Source organism: Ruegeria sp. S84, from assembly GCF_056583445.1.
Window position 1 is genome coordinate 531,083 of the sequence record NZ_CM152618.1, and the last position, 16,806, is coordinate 547,888.

General features: G+C 58.1%; 13 protein-coding genes and 1 pseudogene. 8 read left to right on the plus strand and 6 right to left on the minus strand.

Annotation, left to right across the window (positions count from 1 at the left end; all coding sequences use genetic code 11):
- The first annotated feature begins 34 nt into the window (after window positions 1-34).
- Entirely contained in the window at window positions 35-1,369 is a 1,335-nt protein-coding gene (locus tag AC1DFB_RS02755; protein ID WP_480922081.1) for an 8-oxoguanine deaminase, read from the plus strand.
- Window positions 1,370-1,431: 62 nt separating this feature from the next.
- On the opposite strand, the gene guaD is transcribed toward AC1DFB_RS02755, so the two are convergent.
- Window positions 1,432-2,724 (minus strand): guanine deaminase, encoded by a 1,293-nt coding sequence (gene guaD, locus AC1DFB_RS02760; protein ID WP_480922082.1) that lies wholly within the window; start codon window positions 2,722-2,724, stop codon window positions 1,432-1,434.
- 138 nt (window positions 2,725-2,862) lie between these two features.
- Here guaD and mgtE point away from each other — a divergent pair, with 138 nt between their 5' ends.
- The 5 genes from mgtE (at window position 2,863) to AC1DFB_RS02785 (ending at window position 8,458) form a co-directional block, all read left to right on the plus strand.
- A complete protein-coding gene (gene mgtE, locus AC1DFB_RS02765) occupies window positions 2,863-4,257 on the plus strand; it encodes a magnesium transporter (protein WP_480922083.1) in 1,395 nt (464 codons plus the stop codon).
- Window positions 4,254-4,820, plus strand: coding sequence for a 5-formyltetrahydrofolate cyclo-ligase (locus AC1DFB_RS02770; RefSeq protein WP_480922084.1), 567 nt, complete (start codon window positions 4,254-4,256; stop codon window positions 4,818-4,820). The genes mgtE and AC1DFB_RS02770 overlap by 4 nt, the downstream gene beginning before the upstream one ends.
- Before the next feature lie 112 nt (window positions 4,821-4,932).
- Window positions 4,933-5,745, plus strand: a complete 813-nt coding sequence (locus AC1DFB_RS02775; protein ID WP_480761209.1) for a TIGR00282 family metallophosphoesterase — start codon at window positions 4,933-4,935, stop codon at window positions 5,743-5,745.
- 91 nt (window positions 5,746-5,836) lie between these two features.
- A complete protein-coding gene (locus AC1DFB_RS02780) occupies window positions 5,837-7,615 on the plus strand; it encodes an SLC13 family permease (RefSeq protein WP_480922085.1) in 1,779 nt (592 codons plus the stop codon).
- Window positions 7,616-7,711: 96 nt separating this feature from the next.
- Window positions 7,712-8,458: a YbaY family lipoprotein gene (locus AC1DFB_RS02785; RefSeq protein WP_170401560.1), complete on the plus strand. Its 747-nt coding sequence runs from the start codon at window positions 7,712-7,714 to the stop codon at window positions 8,456-8,458.
- Here AC1DFB_RS02785 and AC1DFB_RS02790 read toward each other — a convergent pair whose 3' ends face one another.
- The 4 genes and pseudogenes from AC1DFB_RS02790 to AC1DFB_RS02805 all read right to left on the minus strand — a co-directional run bounded on the left by AC1DFB_RS02790 (window position 8,459) and on the right by AC1DFB_RS02805 (window position 13,586).
- Window positions 8,459-10,120 carry an FAD-binding dehydrogenase gene (locus AC1DFB_RS02790; protein ID WP_480922086.1) on the minus strand — a complete coding sequence of 554 codons (1,662 nt, stop codon included), beginning with the start codon at window positions 10,118-10,120 and terminating at the stop codon, window positions 8,459-8,461. It lies immediately after the preceding gene.
- A gap of 11 nt (window positions 10,121-10,131) precedes the next feature.
- On the minus strand, window positions 10,132-10,989 hold the full coding sequence (locus tag AC1DFB_RS02795; protein WP_170801924.1) for a bile acid:sodium symporter family protein: 858 nt from the start codon (window positions 10,987-10,989) through the stop codon (window positions 10,132-10,134).
- 72 nt (window positions 10,990-11,061) lie between these two features.
- On the minus strand, window positions 11,062-11,796 hold the full coding sequence (locus AC1DFB_RS02800; protein WP_170801923.1) for a glutamine amidotransferase: 735 nt from the start codon (window positions 11,794-11,796) through the stop codon (window positions 11,062-11,064).
- A gap of 16 nt (window positions 11,797-11,812) precedes the next feature.
- Window positions 11,813-13,586 (minus strand): annotated as a pseudogene (locus AC1DFB_RS02805) (SLC13 family permease).
- Window positions 13,587-13,696: 110 nt separating this feature from the next.
- Here AC1DFB_RS02805 and AC1DFB_RS02810 point away from each other — a divergent pair.
- Window positions 13,697-14,437, plus strand: a complete 741-nt coding sequence (locus AC1DFB_RS02810; RefSeq protein WP_170352472.1) for a YebC/PmpR family DNA-binding transcriptional regulator — start codon at window positions 13,697-13,699, stop codon at window positions 14,435-14,437.
- 172 nt (window positions 14,438-14,609) lie between these two features.
- Window positions 14,610-15,884 (plus strand): MFS transporter, encoded by a 1,275-nt coding sequence (locus AC1DFB_RS02815; RefSeq protein WP_480922087.1) that lies wholly within the window; start codon window positions 14,610-14,612, stop codon window positions 15,882-15,884.
- Here the strand turns inward: AC1DFB_RS02815 and AC1DFB_RS02820 are convergent.
- Window positions 15,881-16,774: a LysR family transcriptional regulator ArgP gene (locus AC1DFB_RS02820; protein WP_170392170.1), complete on the minus strand. Its 894-nt coding sequence runs from the start codon at window positions 16,772-16,774 to the stop codon at window positions 15,881-15,883. The two genes, AC1DFB_RS02815 and AC1DFB_RS02820, sit on opposite strands and share 4 nt — an antisense overlap.
- Between the last annotated feature and the right edge of the window lie 32 nt (window positions 16,775-16,806).

Below are 16,806 nucleotides of genomic sequence, written 5' to 3' on the forward strand. Positions count from 1 at the left end.
ATGCATGAGACGGGCAGTATGCGGGAGTGCGAAAATGACAGAATTTCTGATCCGTAACGCCGATATGATCCTGACGATGGATGATGATCGGCAAGAGCTTGCAGGCGCTGATCTGCTGGTTCGGGATGGTAAGATTGCCCAGATTGGCCAGCGCCTTACGAGCGATGGCGAAATACATGATGCCACTGGGTGTGTTGTGACCCCCGGTCTGGTGAACACCCATCACCATCTCTACCAAACGCTCACCCGCGCAGTTCCCGGCGGGCAGGACGCTTTGCTGTTTGGTTGGTTGCGAACGCTCTATCCCATCTGGTCCCGCTTTGGTCCTGACGAGATGTTTATATCTGCCCAGATCGGATTGGCCGAGATGGCACTGTCCGGCTGCTCGCTTAGCTCTGACCACCTTTACCTATATCCCAATGGCGCGCGGCTTGAACACACGATCCATGCAGCGTCAGAGCTGGGGCTGCGTTTTCATCCCACGCGTGGGGCTATGAGCATTGGCGAAAGTGATGGTGGACTGCCTCCTGATGCTTTGGTCGAATCCGAGCAGGCTATTCTGGAGGATATGATCCGCGTAGTAGATGCCTATCACGACCCATCTGAGGGTTCGATGTGTCGCGTTGGTTTGGCGCCATGTTCGCCGTTCTCGGTTAGTCGGGACCTGATGCGCGATGCCGCGCTGTTAGCGCGCGACAAAGGTGTGATGCTGCACACCCATCTGGCGGAGAACGATGAGGATATAGCCTATTCTCAAGATCAGTTCGGCTGTAGACCCGGCCAATACGCCGAAGAATTGGGCTGGACCGGTTCGGATGTCTGGCACGCTCATTGTGTCAAGCTGGATGGCGCCGAGATTGACCTGTTTGCACGTAGCCGAACCGGCGTTGCGCACTGTCCATGTTCCAATTGTCGTCTTGGTTCAGGTATCGCGCCAGTCCGAAAAATGCGTGATCAAGGCGTGCCAGTCGGGTTGGGTGTGGATGGATCAGCCAGCAACGACAGCGGCAATCTGATGGCCGAGGCGCGCCAGTCTATGCTGCTGCAACGAGTCGCAAACGGCGCTGACGCCATGTCGGCCCGTGAGGCGCTTGAGATCGCCACCCGAGGCGGGGCGGATGTGTTGAATCGGCCCGATTGCGGCCGGCTTATACCCGGTAAACGAGCTGATATTGCCATTTGGGACGTGCAAGGAATTGAAAGTGCAGGCAGTTGGGACCCCGCTGCGCTCCTTCTGGCCGGACCGACGCGTGTCAAACACCTCTTTGTCGAGGGACGCCAGATTGTTCGTAACAGTCAGATCGCCACGATCGACCTGCCAAGGGTCATAGAAACCCAGAATCTTCTGGCACGCGCGCTGGCAGAATAGCGGATCCGCTCTTCATCTGGCTAAAAATACCTCCGCCGGAAGCATGGGCCATAGGCCCATTCCTATCGACCAGAAACAGCTCGTCCGGCGATCCAGGTATCGGTTACGGCACGGTCATCACCCATCATAATGGTCGGGAACACCGCTTCCCAAAGATCATCAGCATGAGCTTCGCGCTGGGCGATAGCAGGAGTCGATGCGAGGTTCAGCACCGCCAGATCGGCCTCCATGCCCACGGCGATGTTGCCAATACGGTCATCCATCCGCAGGGTACGAGCCGATCCCACCGTTCCAAGCCAAAGCAATTGCGAGGGGTGCAAGGGATGGCCTCGCAATTGACCAATCTCATAGGCCGCAGCCATTGTGCGCAGCATTGAAAAACTTGAGCCGCCTCCGGTGTCGGTGGCCAAGCCCACGCGGTGCCCTGAGTGAATCAGACCATTCATGTCAAACAGGCCAGAGCCGATAAACGTGTTTGATGTGGGGCAGTGGATCAGAGCTGCATCTACCTCGCGCAGACGATCCCGCTCTCGGTCTTCCAGATGGATCGCGTGCCCATAAAGGCCATTTCCGCCCAGCAATCCGAACTGCTCGTACGTATCCAGATAGTCGCGCGTGTCGGGGAACAGGGATCGGACCCATTCGATCTCATCGGTCTGTTCGCTCAGATGGGTTTGCATCAGGCAGTCGGGATGCTCGGCCCAAAGCGCGCCCATCGCCTCCAGCTGTTCTGGCGTCGATGTCGGCGAAAATCGTGGAGTGATGGCGTAAGATATGCGATCAACCCCATGCCACTTTTCAAGCAGAGCTTTGGACTGGTCGTATCCGGTTTGTGCAGTATCTCGCAGCCCCTCAGGCGCATTGCGATCCATGCAGGTTTTACCCGCGACAACCCGCTGCCCACGCGCCTGCGCGGCGGTAAAGAAGGCATCAACACTCTCTGGATGAATGGTGCAAAAGCTGCACATGGTTGTGGTGCCATGGGCTGCGGTTAGGTCTAGATATCTGTTTGCAATTTCAGCGGCATAGGCGGGGTCGTCAAACTCCATCTCTTCAGGGAACGTGTAGCTGTTCAGCCAATCGATCAGCCGCTTTCCCCAGCTCGCGATCATCGCCGTCTGCGGATAGTGGACATGAGAATCCACAAATCCCGCCATGATCAGGTGATCGCCATAATCCTTAATGTTGGCTTCGGGATGCGCGTCAGACAGGTCGGACGCCTGGCCCAGTGCCGCGATGCGGCCATCTTCGATCAGGACGGCGTGGTGAATTTTGGTCGCATCGGTGGGCTCACCTTCGAACGGTGATCCGTTGAAGCTAAGCACACGTCCCTTCAGAAGCGTCTTTTGCGCCATTTGTTCTGTTCTCCGCCTGTTTTGGACCGCCAACCAGCATAGGGGCGCGAAAGATGCGGGTAAATTGGACCATTGTCATTGTTTTCCGGTAGCTGCTTCTTCTATCTAGGGGCAATCGACAAGAAAGAGGGGCAGCGCATGACGACAGGCAACGACGAAGCCAGACCCGATCAGCCCCGCGATGAGGACGCCTATGCGCTGGACCCGCGAACCGTTGCGGCCATCCTTTATGCGGTTGATGTCGAAGAACGTGCCAAGCTGATTGAGCTGATGGAGCCGCTACACGCGGCCGATATCGCTGACCTTCTGGAACAGATCAATCCTTACGACCGTGCGCGCCTGATCCGGCTGTATGACAAAGAGTTCGACGGCGATATCCTGTCGGAGCTCGACGAGTCAGTTCGGGAAGAAGTGATCAATGTCCTGAAACCGGACGTTCTGGCCGAAGCCGTTCGGGATATGGAAAGTGATGACGTTGTTGACCTTCTGGAAGACCTTGAAGAGCCGCAGCAAGAAACCATCCTGGGCGCGCTTGAAGACTCCGAACGCGTCGCGGCAGAGCAAGCCCTATCTTATCCAGAAAGCTCTGCTGGCCGCCTTATGCAGCGCGAGGTGGTCATGGCGCCCGATCACTGGACCGTGGGGCAGGCCATCGATTTCATGCGTGCCAACGACGATTTGCCGGAACAGTTTTATCACGTCATACTTGTTGACCCGCGATTGAAACCGGTTGCTCAGGTCACGCTGGGCAAGTTGATGGCAACCCGGCGCGAGGTGCCGCTGCAGGACATTGCCGAAGATGAATTCTACACCATCCCCGTCGAACAGGATGAAGAGGACGTGGCCTATGCGTTCAATCAGTATCACCTGATTTCGGCTCCCGTCGTGGATGGCGACGGTCGTTTGGTCGGTGTCATCACCATCGACGATGCGATGGTGGTCCTGGACGAAGAATACGAAGAGGATATGCTGCGTCTTGCGGGCGTCTCGGACGAAAGCTCTCTGTCCGATAGTGTAGCGGCAACCAGTAGGCGCCGCTTGCCTTGGCTTGGTGTCAATCTCGTTACGGCGATTTGCGGATCGCTGGTGATTTCTCAGTTTGAGGCCGCGATTGATCAACTGGTGGCGCTCGCGATCCTGATGCCGATCGTCGCCTCGATGGGGGGCAATGCCGGGACCCAATCACTTACCGTTGCAGTGCGGGCGTTGGCAACACGCGACCTGACCGGCTCGAACGTAGGGCGCGTGATCCGGCGAGAACTGCTGGTGGGAATGCTCAACGGGCTGTGTTTCGCTATCGTGTTGGGAACCGTCGGGATGATGTGGTTCGACTCCCCGCTGCTGGGTGTCGTGATCGGATCTGCGCTGGTCGTGAACATGATCATCGCGGGCTTTGCTGGTACGGTAGTACCGGTCGTGCTGGACCGTCTGGGTGTTGACCCGGCGCTGGCGTCAGGAACCTTTGTGACCACGACAACGGATGTCATGGGGTTCTTCATCTTTCTGGGGCTTGCCAGCGTGGTGCTATTGTGAACGAGACAACCGATCTGACCGAAATCAAGGCCGCAGCGCGCAAGGCGGCATTCGCGCGACGCAAGGTAGCGTTTGATATGCGCATCCCGGGCGCGGCCGGGCGCTTGTCCGAGGTTCTGGCGGGTCATCGCGGTGTTCCCATGTCTGGCTACATGCCGATCCGCACCGAAATCGACCCGCTGCCTGCAATGGCCGAGGCTTCTGCATATGGTCCAGTGGGCGTGCCTGTCATTCAGGCCGCAGGGCAGGCGTTGCGCTTCTCTCGATGGACGCCTGAGGGCATACTGAAAGATGGACCCTTCGGCGCGAAAGTGCCCGAGATCGATGACTATTTCGACCCGGAAATCCTGATCGTGCCACTGGTTGCGTTTGATGCGAAGGGTGGCCGCTTGGGCTATGGCGGCGGCTTCTATGATCGCACGCTTGAAGTGTTGCGCGCCAAGCGCCCGACGCTTGCCATAGGATTTGCCTTTGATGCGCAGGAAGCCGAACATCTGCCGCTGGAGCCGACCGATCAACCACTCGATATGGTGATTACTGAAAGCCGGGTGCTAACTTTCTAAGTTATCCCTCGCTATGCGCGATCGCGATTTCCTTTACATTGGCAGGCTTCAGGCTGAGTGATTGTTTGCTTCTGCCTTGTTATTGCCACTTCCAGCCCCTAGGACCGCAATCATGAGGATTTTGTTTCTTGGTGACGTCATGGGGCGCTCGGGTCGCGCCGCCATCCAGCAGCATCTGCCACGCCTGCGTGACGAATGGCGGCTGGATTTTGTCGTTGTCAACGGCGAGAACGCCTCGAACGGAATGGGGCTGAGCGGGGACCACGCCAAGCTGCTTTTGGACGCGGGGGCCGATTGTATCACCTTGGGCGATCATGCTTTCGACCAGAAAGACATGCTGCAGTTTATTGAGAAAGAACCTCGCATCGTGCGTCCGTTGAATTATGCCAAAGGGGCACCGGGGCGGGGGCATCGACTGTTCACCGCGCCGGGCGGTCGCAAGGTTCTGGTGGTGCAGGTGTTAGGGCAGGTCTTCATGAAACGCCCCTTTGACGATCCCTTTTCGGCCATTGAACCGATCCTGAAATCGCACCCACGCGGCGGCCAGGCGCAGGCGATCATCGTCGACATGCATTGCGAGGCAACGTCCGAGAAGATGGCGATGGGCCATTATTGCGACAAACGCGCGAGTCTTGTGGTTGGGACGCATACGCACGTTCCAACGGCAGATGCGCAGGTATTGCCGGGCGGTACAGGATATCTGACCGATGCCGGGATGTGCGGCGACTATGACTCGGTCATCGGAATGGACAAGCAGGAACCGATGCGCCGGTTCATAACCGGGATGCCCAAGGCGCGGTTTACGCCTGCGACCGGTGAGGCGACCTTGAGCGGAGTTTTTGTCGAAACCGATGACCGCGATGGAAGCGCAAAATCCGTGCAGATGATTCGTGTTGGCGGGCGGTTGCAGCAGTCTAGACCCTGAAAAGCACGTCAGACTTGCCCCGCCGCACGCAATACGTGAAACTACCTATTAGGCGCGTGTGCCAGATCAGGGTTCGGACAGAATACCAAGAATGCAATTCCTTCAACTGACAGAGATGGGCAGCGCAATTCTGGCGCTGATGATCGTAGCGGGCATGTTCATCATGTTTCTGCGCGAGGTCTATCCGACCGAAGTTGTCGCCATCGGCGGGGCGGCCCTGATGCTGGCAACCGGTATCCTGCCCTATCAAAGTGCGCTTGCAGTCCTTTCGAATCCCGCGCCGTGGACCATCGGCGCGATGTTCATCATCATGGGTGCCTTGGTGCGCACCGGAGCGCTTGATGCCTTCACCTCGCTCGCGCAGAAGCAGGCGCAGGTGAACCCTCGGTTTGCCATCGGGTTATTGATGGCGTTTGTCGTCGTCGCTTCGGCGGTGGTGTCGAACACACCGGTTGTCGTTGTAATGATCCCGGTCTTTATCCAGATCGCCCGCACGCTGAACGTTTCGGCGTCCAAATTGTTGATCCCGCTCAGCTATGCGGCGATCCTTGGGGGTACGCTGACGCTGATTGGCACCTCGACTAACCTGTTGGTCGATGGTGTGGCCCGCGCACAGGGTATGACGGCGTTTTCAATCTTCGAGGTTACCCCGCTGGGCATAGCGCTGGTGATCTACGGTATGGTGTACCTGCGCTTCATTGCGCCACGACTGCTACCCGAGCGTGACAGCATGGCCGAGATGCTCAGCGACCGGTCCAAGATGAAGTTCTTTACTGAGGCGGTTATCCCACCCGACAGCAATCTGATCGACCGCGAAGTGACCGGCGTTCAGCTGTTCAAGCGCCCCGGTGTGCGCCTGATCGACGTCATCCGAGGCGATGACTCGCTGCGGCGGAACCTCAAGGGGGTGACGCTGAAAGTGGGCGACAGGGTAGTTTTGCGCACCGAGATGACCGAATTGCTGAGTCTTCAAAGCAACAAGGAACTCAAGCGCGTGGATCAGGTCTCAGCCGTTGAGACCAAGACAGTTGAGGTTCTGATCACGCCGGGCTGCCGTATGGTCGGTCGAACGCTTGGTGCGATGCGGTTACGTCGCCGATATGGTGTCTACGTCCTGGCGGTTCATCGCAGGAACCAGAATATCGGGCGTCAGTTGGATGCTTTGACCGTGCGTGTCGGGGATACGCTGCTGTTAGAGGGCTCGCCTGCGGATATCCAGAAGCTGGCCGCCGATATGGATATGGTCGATGTTACGCAACCTTCGGCACGAGCGTTTCGCCGCAGCCATGCGCCCATAGCCATCGGTGCGCTGGTCGGGATCGTCGCCCTGGCGGGGTTGGGCGTGGCACCGATTTTGCTGTTGTCGATCATCGCCGTTGCTGTGGTTTTGCTGACCCGATGTATCGACGCGGATGAGGCGTTCTCATTTGTCGAAGGCCGATTGCTGGCCCTGATCTTCTCCATGCTCGCAATTGGGGCTGCGCTCGATAAATCGGGCGCGGTTACACTGATTGTCGAAGCGGTCGCACCGGCACTGGGCATGCTGCCGCCTTTCTTGATCATATGGGCCGTATATCTGTTGACCTCGGTGCTAACTGAATTGGTTTCGAACAACGCCGTGGCAGTGGTGGTCACACCGATTGCGATCTCTCTGGCTCAGGCTGTAGGAATTGATCCGCGCCCGCTGGTGGTCGCGGTGATGGTGGCGGCATCGGCATCCTTCGCGACGCCCATAGGCTATCAGACCAACATGATGGTGTATGGCCCGGGTGGGTACAGATTCACCGATTTTCTGAAAGTTGGTGTGCCGCTGAACCTGACTGTGGGTCTGCTGGCGTCACTTTTTATTCCGTTCATCTGGCCGCTCTGACACTGGCACGGATTCGCCGACCTGGTGTTTCGGGCCTTGTAAATGTCGATATCGTCACAATCTTTTTGCCTAAGATGAATGTGAAAGGATGGGATCATGCCTTTTCCAAAACTCGGGCAGGCCATTGTGGCCGGAGCAATCGTATTGGCCTTGCTGGGCAGCCAAAGCTCGGCAGGAACAGTCACTGGCACGGCAACCTACCGTGAACGGATCGCCCTGCCACCGGATGCGACGCTATTTGTCGAATTGCAGGATATCTCTCGGGCCGATGCGGCAGCGGTCACGCTGGCGGCGCAACGCTATGCGTTGAACGGAGTGCCCTCGGAATTTGAGCTGACTTTTGATGACGCGCTGATCCGCGAGGGTATGACCTATGCAGTACGCGGATCGATCTATCGCGGGGGTGAGCTGTTGTTTACGACGGATACGGTCCATCCCGTGCTGACCAACGGCGAAGGCAATTCGGCAGATCTTGTGCTGGTGCAGGCCGGTGCTCAGAGCCCCGCGACCCTGGAAGGGACTGAGTGGACAGCCATCGGTATCGGTGGAACCGTGCTCGATACAAAACGGCCGCCCCAGCTTTCCTTCGCCCAAGGTGGTGCGTTCGGTGGCACGGGCGGTTGCAACCGGTTTTCCGGGCAAGCTGAGATCACCGGCAACAGCCTTGAGTTTCCAGACAATATGGCCGCGACTTTGATGGCGTGCCCGCCAGAACTGGACGAGGTCGAGGATCAGTTCTTTGCTGCCCTGCAAAACGTGACGAACTATGCCGTTGCCGGCGACAGCATGGTTTTGCTCGATGCTGCAGGTGAGCCGATACTGAAATTCGTGCGCACCCAGTAATCAGGCCACTGCGCGGGACCTTCCTGCGTTGCGACCCGAGAAGATGCAACCGCCCAGAAACGTGCCCTCTAGCGCGTTGTACCCGTGATAGCCGCCGCCGCCAAAGCCCGCGACCTCTCCGGCTGCAAACAAGCCGGGGACGATTTGTCCATTGGCGCCGATCATCTGACTGTCCAGATTGGTCTGCAGCCCGCCCAGTGTCTTGCGGGTCAGTACGTGCAGCTTGACCGCGATTAGCGGGCCGTTTGATGGATCGAGGAACTTGTGCGGTTTGGCCGTCCGGATCAGCTTGTCGCCCCGATAATTGCGTGCCGCAAGGATGGCCATCATCTGGGCGTCTTTGGAAAACGGATTGTCGACCTGAGAATCCCGTGCCTCGATCTGGGTGCGCAAATGCGTCTCGTCTATCAGACCTCCGCCTAATTGGTTCATGCCGCTGACCAATTCAGTCAGCGTGTTGGCGACGACGAAATCCTCGCCCTTTTCCTTGAACGCCTCGACCGGGCCGGTCGCCTTGGTGCCAGACAGGATGCGCTGACGGATCACCTCTTTCCAGCTGCCCGAAGTGAAATCCGGGTTCTGCTCGGACCCCGATAGTGCAAATTCCTTTTTGATGATCTTCTGGGTCAGAACGAACCAGCTGTATTCATATCCGGTTTTCAGGATCTCTTTCAGCGTTCCCAGCGTATCGAACCCCGGCAGGCAAGGGGGTTGCAGGCGATTGCCGCGCGCATCGAACCACATCGAACTTGGGCCGGGTAGAATACGTATACCGTGCGCGGGCCAGATCGGATCCCAATTGCGCACCCCTTCGGTGTAATGCCACATTCTGTCGCCGTTGATAACATGTCCGCCAGCTTTCTCGCTGATCGGGATCATGCGGCCATCGACATGAAACGGAACGCCTGCCACCATATCTTTGGGCGGTTCACCCAGCCGGTCGCGGGGCCAGTTCTGTCTCACCATTTCAAAATTCCCACCGATCCCACCAGAGGTGACAATAACCGAAGGGGCATAGACTTCGAATTCGCCTACTTCGTCCCGGTTGGTCTTGCCACCTCTTTGAATGCCGTCATCGGCCAGGACTTCCCCTGACACGCCTTTGGCAGAACCATTTTGCATAATGATGTGGCTGACTTGGTGACGGAACTTCAGTTGGATCAAGCCGGCGTCGACATGCGCGAGGACGCGGCGGATAAAATGCTCAAGTACACCTGGGCCGGTTCCCCAAGTGATGTGAAAGCGCGGGACCGAGTTGCCATGTCCGTCCGCATAAGAACCGCCGCGTTCGGCCCAGCCCACGACGGGAAACCAGCGCAGCCCCATTTCATGCAGCCACGGACGCATTTCACCTGCGGCGAACTCGACATAGGCTTCAGCCCATTTGCGGGGCCAGTTGTCTTCATCGCGGTCAAACTGCGCGCTGCCCATCCAGTCGCGCAGCGCCAGATCGTGGCTGTCGCGGATGCCCATGCGACGTTGCTCGGGGGTGTCGACCATGAACAGGCCGCCGAGGCTCCAAAACGCCTGTCCACCCAGAAAATGCTCGGGCTCCTGATCCAGCACGATCACCCGCTTGCCCCGGTCGCCCAATTCGGCCGCCGCCGAGAGGCCCGCAAGGCCGCCTCCGATCACGATCGCATCTGCGGTGTTATTGGTCATCGGATGTCCTTTCAGCGGCTGCGGAACCAAAGGATGAAGGGGGTTACGACCACATACATCGTGATACCATAAACGGCGGCGGGAACGGCAAGTGGGCTGAAGCCGGACGTGGTGCCGGTGATCAAAGCTGCCAGCGTAATTCCCATCGCCGAATTCTGAATGCCAGTCTCGACCGAGATCGTTTTCGCCTCACTCCATGTCAGATTGGCGATGCGCGCCAGCCCCAGACCGATCAGCAACAGCGCAACGTTCAACGCGATCAGAGCTGCCCCAATCGAGCTGAGGTTTTGGATGAAGAACTGCCAGTTTCCGGCCAGTGCCGCCGCGACGATCAGCACGAACAGTATCGATGCGAGCGTCGAAAGCGGGCCGTCGACCCGAATGGCGAACCCCCTTGCAAAGTGACGTATGGCGACACCAATGGCGACTGGTAGGGTCGTGATCAGGAACAGCGCGGTGGCTAATGCGCTGATCGAAACTTTGGGTGCGGCCTCGCCCATGAAATGATCTATGGACCATGCGGCCAGAATGGGGACGGTCACGATGGACAGCAGGCTGATCACCGCTGTCAGGCTGACCGACAGCGCCACATCACCTTTGGCAAATTTTGCGAGGATGTTGCTGGTGACCCCACCGGGGCAAAAGCTTAAAAGCATGACACCCACGGCGATTTCAGCGGGCAGTCCGAACAGAGTGACCGTCGCGAAGGCAGCCATTGGTATCAGCACAACTTGACTGATGGCGCCGATGGCGAAGGGGTGCCCCCGCGCCAAAACCCGGCGGAAATCGGCGGCTTCTAGCCCGATCCCCAGTGACAACATGATAATGGCCAGCGAAATGGGCAGGCCAACGTTGATAAGCAGGTCCAAGAACAACTCCTCCCAAAGTCATTCGGGCCAGCCTATGCGAGGGGTCGTAGATCAGGCAACAACGCCGTTGGGTCACCCGTAGCGTAGAGCAAACCGGCGCAGGATTTCACCCGGCTCCGTAACGTCTGCGGCATGGCACATATCGATCAAGCTTTGCGCATCCTCTGGCGGAAAATAGCCGTGGTCCTTGTAGATGTTGATCCGCTGTTCAAAATCTTTGGCGTCCGCTTCGGGGTGGAATTGGGTGGCATAGACATTCTGCCCCCAGCGGATCATCTGAAACGGGCAGGGGTCAGACGCTACCAGATGAACGCAGCCATCCGGCAGTAACTGCACGGCTTCCTTATGTCCCACAAACGCTTCGAATTTCGGCTTTAGGCCTGCGGTCAAGGCGTCTTGGGCGCCATCCTCTGTCAGACGGCAGTCGGACGGTCCGACCGGTTCGCCAAATTGCCGTTTGCTGACATCTCCGCCCAAATGTACGGCGAGAATACCCAAGCCATAGCAGCAGCCCATGAACGGGTGATCTTTCGCAGTGATCTGGGGCATCAGTCCCATGATTGCGCCTTCGATCTTTGCATCCAGCGCGGATTTGGTGGTCGGATCGTCGCTGACGCAGCCGGGACCCCCACCCACGATGACACCAGCGTAATCGACGACATCCAACCCTTCGGGCAGGTCTTCGCAATCCAGCCGGATGCGATGAGTTTGCGCAGGGCTCAGCCCGGTTTTGTCCAGTATCGAGGCATATTCGGCATCCGATGCATCGGTTTCCGGGCGCAGTTGCAGGATCAGAAAGCGTTTCATAGGCAGCCTTTAGCCATCAAAGCGGCCAGAACACAAGGATCGCGGGGATCGAGACCGCGATGATCAGGATTTCCAGCGGCAGCCCCATGCGCCAGTAATCACCAAAACGGTATCCTCCGGGACCAAGCACCAGCGTATTGTTCTTGTGCCCAATGGGCGTCAGAAACGCGGCAGACGCCGCAACGGCCACCGTCATCAGAAACGGATCTGGCGACACCTCAAGCGTGCGCGCCATCTGAATGCCAACAGGGGCCGCGACAATGGCGGTGGCTGTGTTGTTCAACACATCGGACAGGGTCATCGTCACGACCATCAGTACGGTCAGGATTGCCCAGGCGGGCAGGCCGTTGGTCAGCTGAATCAAGGCGTTGGCGATCAACTCGGTTCCGCCCGAGGTTTCAAGCGCGCTGCCCAATGGGATCATTGACCCCAGCAATACAACCACTGGCCATTCGATGTGGTTGTAGATATCCGCAATCGGCATGATCTTAGTCAGCACATAGGCTACGACCACGAACCCCAATGCGATCGGCAGATAGATCAGCCCGATACTGGCCGCCAACACGGCTGCCGCAAACAGGCCGATGGCAAGCCAGGCTTTCTCATTCGCGGTTACATTCAAGCCGCGCTCGGCCAAGGGCAGGCAGCCGAGCCACTCGGTGACATCGGGTGCTCGGTCGCGCGGGCACAGCAGCAATAAGATGTCGCCGGGCTCGACCTCGGTTTTGCGAACCTGACTGGTGATCCGGCGCCCTTGGCGTGAAATGCCCATCAGGACTGTACTCTGTCGCCAGGCCAGTCCTAACGCCTGCGCAGTTCGCCCAGTGATGCGCGCGCTTTCGGGGACAACGACTTCAACCACTTCCAGCCCTTCGCCTTCGGCAGTCAAAACCTCCTGCCGACGGGCGTCCGAGAAATCCAGATTGAGCGCGGCGCGGAACTCATCCAGCGCTTCGGGGCGTGCTTCCAGAACAAGCGCATCGCCTTCATGCAGGGTTGCGTGGGTTGATCGACCATAGCGTCGCTTTCCGTCCCGGATCAGGCCGATGATAGCGACGTCAGATTTCTCGGCGGCCTCATAGAGCTCACTGACCCGTTTCCCGATATGGGGCGATTCAGGCGGGATCGTCAGTTCGGCGATGTATTCGGCCAAAACTTCCGAGGTTTCTTCCTGCGCGCCGCGATTGGGGATGAGGCGCCAGCCGATCAGCGCGACGAACGCCAGCCCCGCAATTGCAGCCAACCCGCCCACTGGTGCGAAATCGAACATATGAAACGGTTCGCCCAGCGTTTCGGCCCGGATCGAGAGCGATGATGATATTTGGTGGCGTACCGATCAGCGTGGCCATCCCTCCCAGGATCGTCGCAAAGCTGAGCGGCATCAGGCTAAGGCCGACCGGGCGCCCCGCTTTGCGCGCGGTCTGGATATCGACTGGCATCAGTAGCGCCAGCGCCGCGACGTTATTCATGAAGGCCGACAGGATCGCCCCGATGCCGCCCATTAGCGCGATATGCGCGCCCAATCCGCGCGATGCGTCGACCAGCGTGCGCGTGATCATGAACACTGCACCCGAGCGCACCAGACCGGCAGAAACCACCAGCACCAACGCCACGATGATCGTGGCCGGGTGCCCGAACCCGGCAAAGGCATTGTCAACGGGCACCACACCCAGCGTGACCGCGATCATCAAGGCGGTGAATGCTACAAGGTCATAGCGGAACCGCCCCCAGAGCAGCATTCCGAAAACGGCGATGAAAAGGGAAAAAAGAATGATCTGATCTGTCGTCATACCGCCACCATAGTCACGGGCGAAGACAGGGCAAGCCGCTCTCTTGATCCTTTGCCCCGCAAACGTCTATATGAGCGCCAAACACGCAATCACGATGACGAGGACGCACCATGGCAGGCCACTCCAAATGGGCCAATATCCAACACCGCAAGGGACGTCAGGACGCCGCGCGGTCCAAACTGTTTTCCAAGCTGTCGAAAGAGATCACGGTCGCCGCCAAGATGGGCGACCCCGATCCCGACAAGAACCCGCGCCTGCGTCTGGCGGTGAAAGAGGCCAAGTCGAATTCGGTGCCCAAGGACGTGATCGACCGTGCGATCAAGAAGTCCGTAGCAGGCGAGGGCGATGAATACGAAGAAATCCGGTATGAGGGCTATGGTCCCAACGGTGTGGCCGTGATTGTTGAAACGATGACCGACAACCGCAACCGGACGGCCTCGACCGTGCGTTCGACCTTTTCTAAGAATGGTGGAAACTTGGGCGAAACCGGCTCGGTCGGGTTCATGTTCGACCGCAAGGGCGAGGTTGTATATCAGGCGGACGCGGGCGATGCGGATACAATTTTCGAAGCCGCGATCGAGGCCGGAGCCGAGGATGTCGAAAGCTCGGAAGACGGTCACATCATCTGGTGCGCAGATACGGATCTGAACGATGTGTCGAACGCGCTGGAAGAGGCGCTAGGCGAATCCGAATCCACCAAGCTGGTCTGGAAGCCGACAACGACGACCGAGTTGGGTCTGGAAGACATGCAAAAGCTGATGAAGTTGGTAGATGCATTGGAAGACGACGACGACGTTCAGCGCGTGACCACGAACTTCGAAGCGACCGACGAGGTTATGGCGCAGCTCTGATGTATCGGACAAACGCCAGATGAACCAAACCCGGCCTAGCGGCCGGGTTTTTCTGTTGCAGTTGCGCGTCTTACACAAGCCTTGGTCCTGAAGCCTCTTGCGATTAAACTCGGATCATTGAGGCTGAAGGACCTGAAAGGCAACCGTAGGCACATCATGCAGAGCATCGCAAATGGCGAGTAAATCGACTGATCCGGCCCGACGAAATGTCCCGGTTCTGGCTAGCCAAAGTATCCTTTCCCAGGTGGCGTGGACTTTGGGCAGCCCGTCTATTGTATTGCCATTCCTTGCGGTCTCGCTGGAGTTACCGATGTTCCTTGCCGGTGCATTGGTGTCGATCCGCATGGTTGGCAGCATGATCTCGGACGTGTTTTTCGCCCGCTCCATTGCTGCGCAGGCGCGGAAGAAACGCGGGATTGCCCTGACCGAGATCGGAATTGGTGGTTGCCTTCTGATGGCCCTTTTGATCGCGGCCACCGGCAGTGTCTCATTGACGGCCATTGCCTTTGTGATCGCCTTTTTCATGATTGGGCTTATTGAAGAAAGCCAATCCCTGATGCTGTCTGACTTGTTGGGCGATCATCTGAAATCGAAATCCCGGATGGTTATCCGTTATCTCCAATTGGGCGCGGGAGGTCTTTGTGCCATCGGCTTGGTGTTGCTGATACACGAGATCACGAAAGAGTACCCGCCATTCTCGCGGCATTCCGCGGTGATTGCGGCCTCGGTCGTGTTTTTCTTGTTTTCAGCATTATGCATTCTCGGCATGGCCGAGATCGCCCCCGATGAGTCCGGTAATGGAAAACCCAAAGGTGCAGGGCGTCAATCGCTGCAGAACATCATCGCCGGCATCGTAAGTATGTTCGAACAGCCATGGTTCCGGCGCTATATGGCTCTGCGGCTTCCTTTGGTTGTCGTGTCGCTGTCGGTTCCGTTTTTTGCGCTCATCGCTGCCGAGGCACATCACAACTCGGCCAAGGGTTTGACAGCCATGATCATCTCATCCGCGTCCGGCTATCTGGTCTCGGCGCCCTTGTGGCAACTGGTGAACATGAAATCACACCGTACCGTGATGGTCGCGGGCAACTTGTTGGTCGCAGTGACAGGGATCGTTTTGTTGGCGTTCCACTATGCCGGTATCGATCACGAAGTTCACTTGCACGCCATTGCCCTGTTTGTCGTCTCGGTGGCGACAACTGGAATTTCCAGTGCGCGCCAGCTGTATTTTTTAGATGTTGCGCCCAAGGAACAACGTATTCAGGGCGCAGCAGCCATCAAATCCATCTGCAGACTCGCTGCCGTTGCACTGTCTGCAATTTTGGCTGCGGTTGCACATATGCACGAGGTTGCCGCTGCCATCGTGTTTATCGTGCTGGCCAGCATCTGGGCGGCTTTTAGCTGTTACCGCATCGCAAAACCGCAAAAGGCTGCAGAGTCGCAGGCCTAATGTGCCGCCGGCGCGATCAGTTGCTGCGTTGCCGCGCGGCGTACCGCTTGGGTCAAGGGTGCAAGGGCAGGGGCAAGGACGCGCCCGATCTGCCAGGTCAGTTCGATATCGAGCGGCGCATCGGGGATTACTTCGCAGATCTGCCCATTTGCGATCGCTCTTCTTACAAGGCTTTCGGGGTTCATACCCCATCCTAATCCGGCGATTGCCGCGTCAACAAAGGCATTTGTGGACGGCAGAAAGTGTGACGGTGGCGAAAGACGGCTGCCTGTCTGGGCATATATCCAGGATTTCTGCAGATTATCCTTGCGGTTAAAGGTCAAGCAGGGGGCCTGTGCCAGGGATTTGGCGGAAACCCCATCAGAAAACCACCGTTGCATGAAGCCGGGGCTCGCGGTCGGCAAATAGCGCAAAGTGCCCAACGCAATGGCATCGCATCCGGTAATGTTTTGACCACCCACCGTTATCGCCGCACTTACGTCGCCACGCCGCAGCCAGTCAGCCGAATGGTCCTGATCGTCAATTACAAGGTCGAACAGTATGTCTTCGGCGCGCGCCATCGCGTCGATAAACCATGTGGCCAGACTGTCAGCCGGTAGCGCGACGCGAACCCGCACCGGACCTTCACGCTGATCCAAAGTCAGCTCTCGCGCCAGCTTTGCCTCCAACAGGCCGATATCTTCGGCATGACGGGCGATCCGCAGACCCGCCGGAGTGCCGATGCATGGGGTGCCGCGATGAATGAGGGCCGCACCAACACGATCCTCCAACGCCTTGATCCTCTGCGAAATAGCCGACGGGGTGACGGATAGCTCTGCGGCTGCGGCCTCAAAGCTGCCGTGTCGCAAAATCGCCGCCAATGCTGATAGCTGATGAGGATCGAGGAGCATTAGAGTTACTTAATCTGGGTAATCATCATTAA

What these genes read in the sequence shown, in the direction of transcription:
- AC1DFB_RS02810 (WP_170352472.1), top strand. Translation starts at nt 13,697, where the DNA reads ATGGCAGGCCACTCCAAATGGGCCAATATCCAACACCGCAAGGGACGT.
- AC1DFB_RS02755 (WP_480922081.1), top strand. Translation starts at nt 35, where the DNA reads ATGACAGAATTTCTGATCCGTAACGCCGATATGATCCTGACGATGGAT.
- AC1DFB_RS02775 (WP_480761209.1), top strand. Translation starts at nt 4,933, where the DNA reads ATGAGGATTTTGTTTCTTGGTGACGTCATGGGGCGCTCGGGTCGCGCC.
- AC1DFB_RS02820 (WP_170392170.1), bottom strand. Translation starts at nt 16,774, where the DNA reads ATGCTCCTCGATCCTCATCAGCTATCAGCATTGGCGGCGATTTTGCGA.
- mgtE (WP_480922083.1), top strand. Translation starts at nt 2,863, where the DNA reads ATGACGACAGGCAACGACGAAGCCAGACCCGATCAGCCCCGCGATGAG.
- guaD (WP_480922082.1), bottom strand. Translation starts at nt 2,724, where the DNA reads ATGGCGCAAAAGACGCTTCTGAAGGGACGTGTGCTTAGCTTCAACGGA.
- AC1DFB_RS02785 (WP_170401560.1), top strand. Translation starts at nt 7,712, where the DNA reads ATGCCTTTTCCAAAACTCGGGCAGGCCATTGTGGCCGGAGCAATCGTA.
- AC1DFB_RS02815 (WP_480922087.1), top strand. Translation starts at nt 14,610, where the DNA reads ATGGCGAGTAAATCGACTGATCCGGCCCGACGAAATGTCCCGGTTCTG.
- AC1DFB_RS02800 (WP_170801923.1), bottom strand. Translation starts at nt 11,796, where the DNA reads ATGAAACGCTTTCTGATCCTGCAACTGCGCCCGGAAACCGATGCATCG.
- AC1DFB_RS02780 (WP_480922085.1), top strand. Translation starts at nt 5,837, where the DNA reads ATGCAATTCCTTCAACTGACAGAGATGGGCAGCGCAATTCTGGCGCTG.
- AC1DFB_RS02790 (WP_480922086.1), bottom strand. Translation starts at nt 10,120, where the DNA reads ATGACCAATAACACCGCAGATGCGATCGTGATCGGAGGCGGCCTTGCG.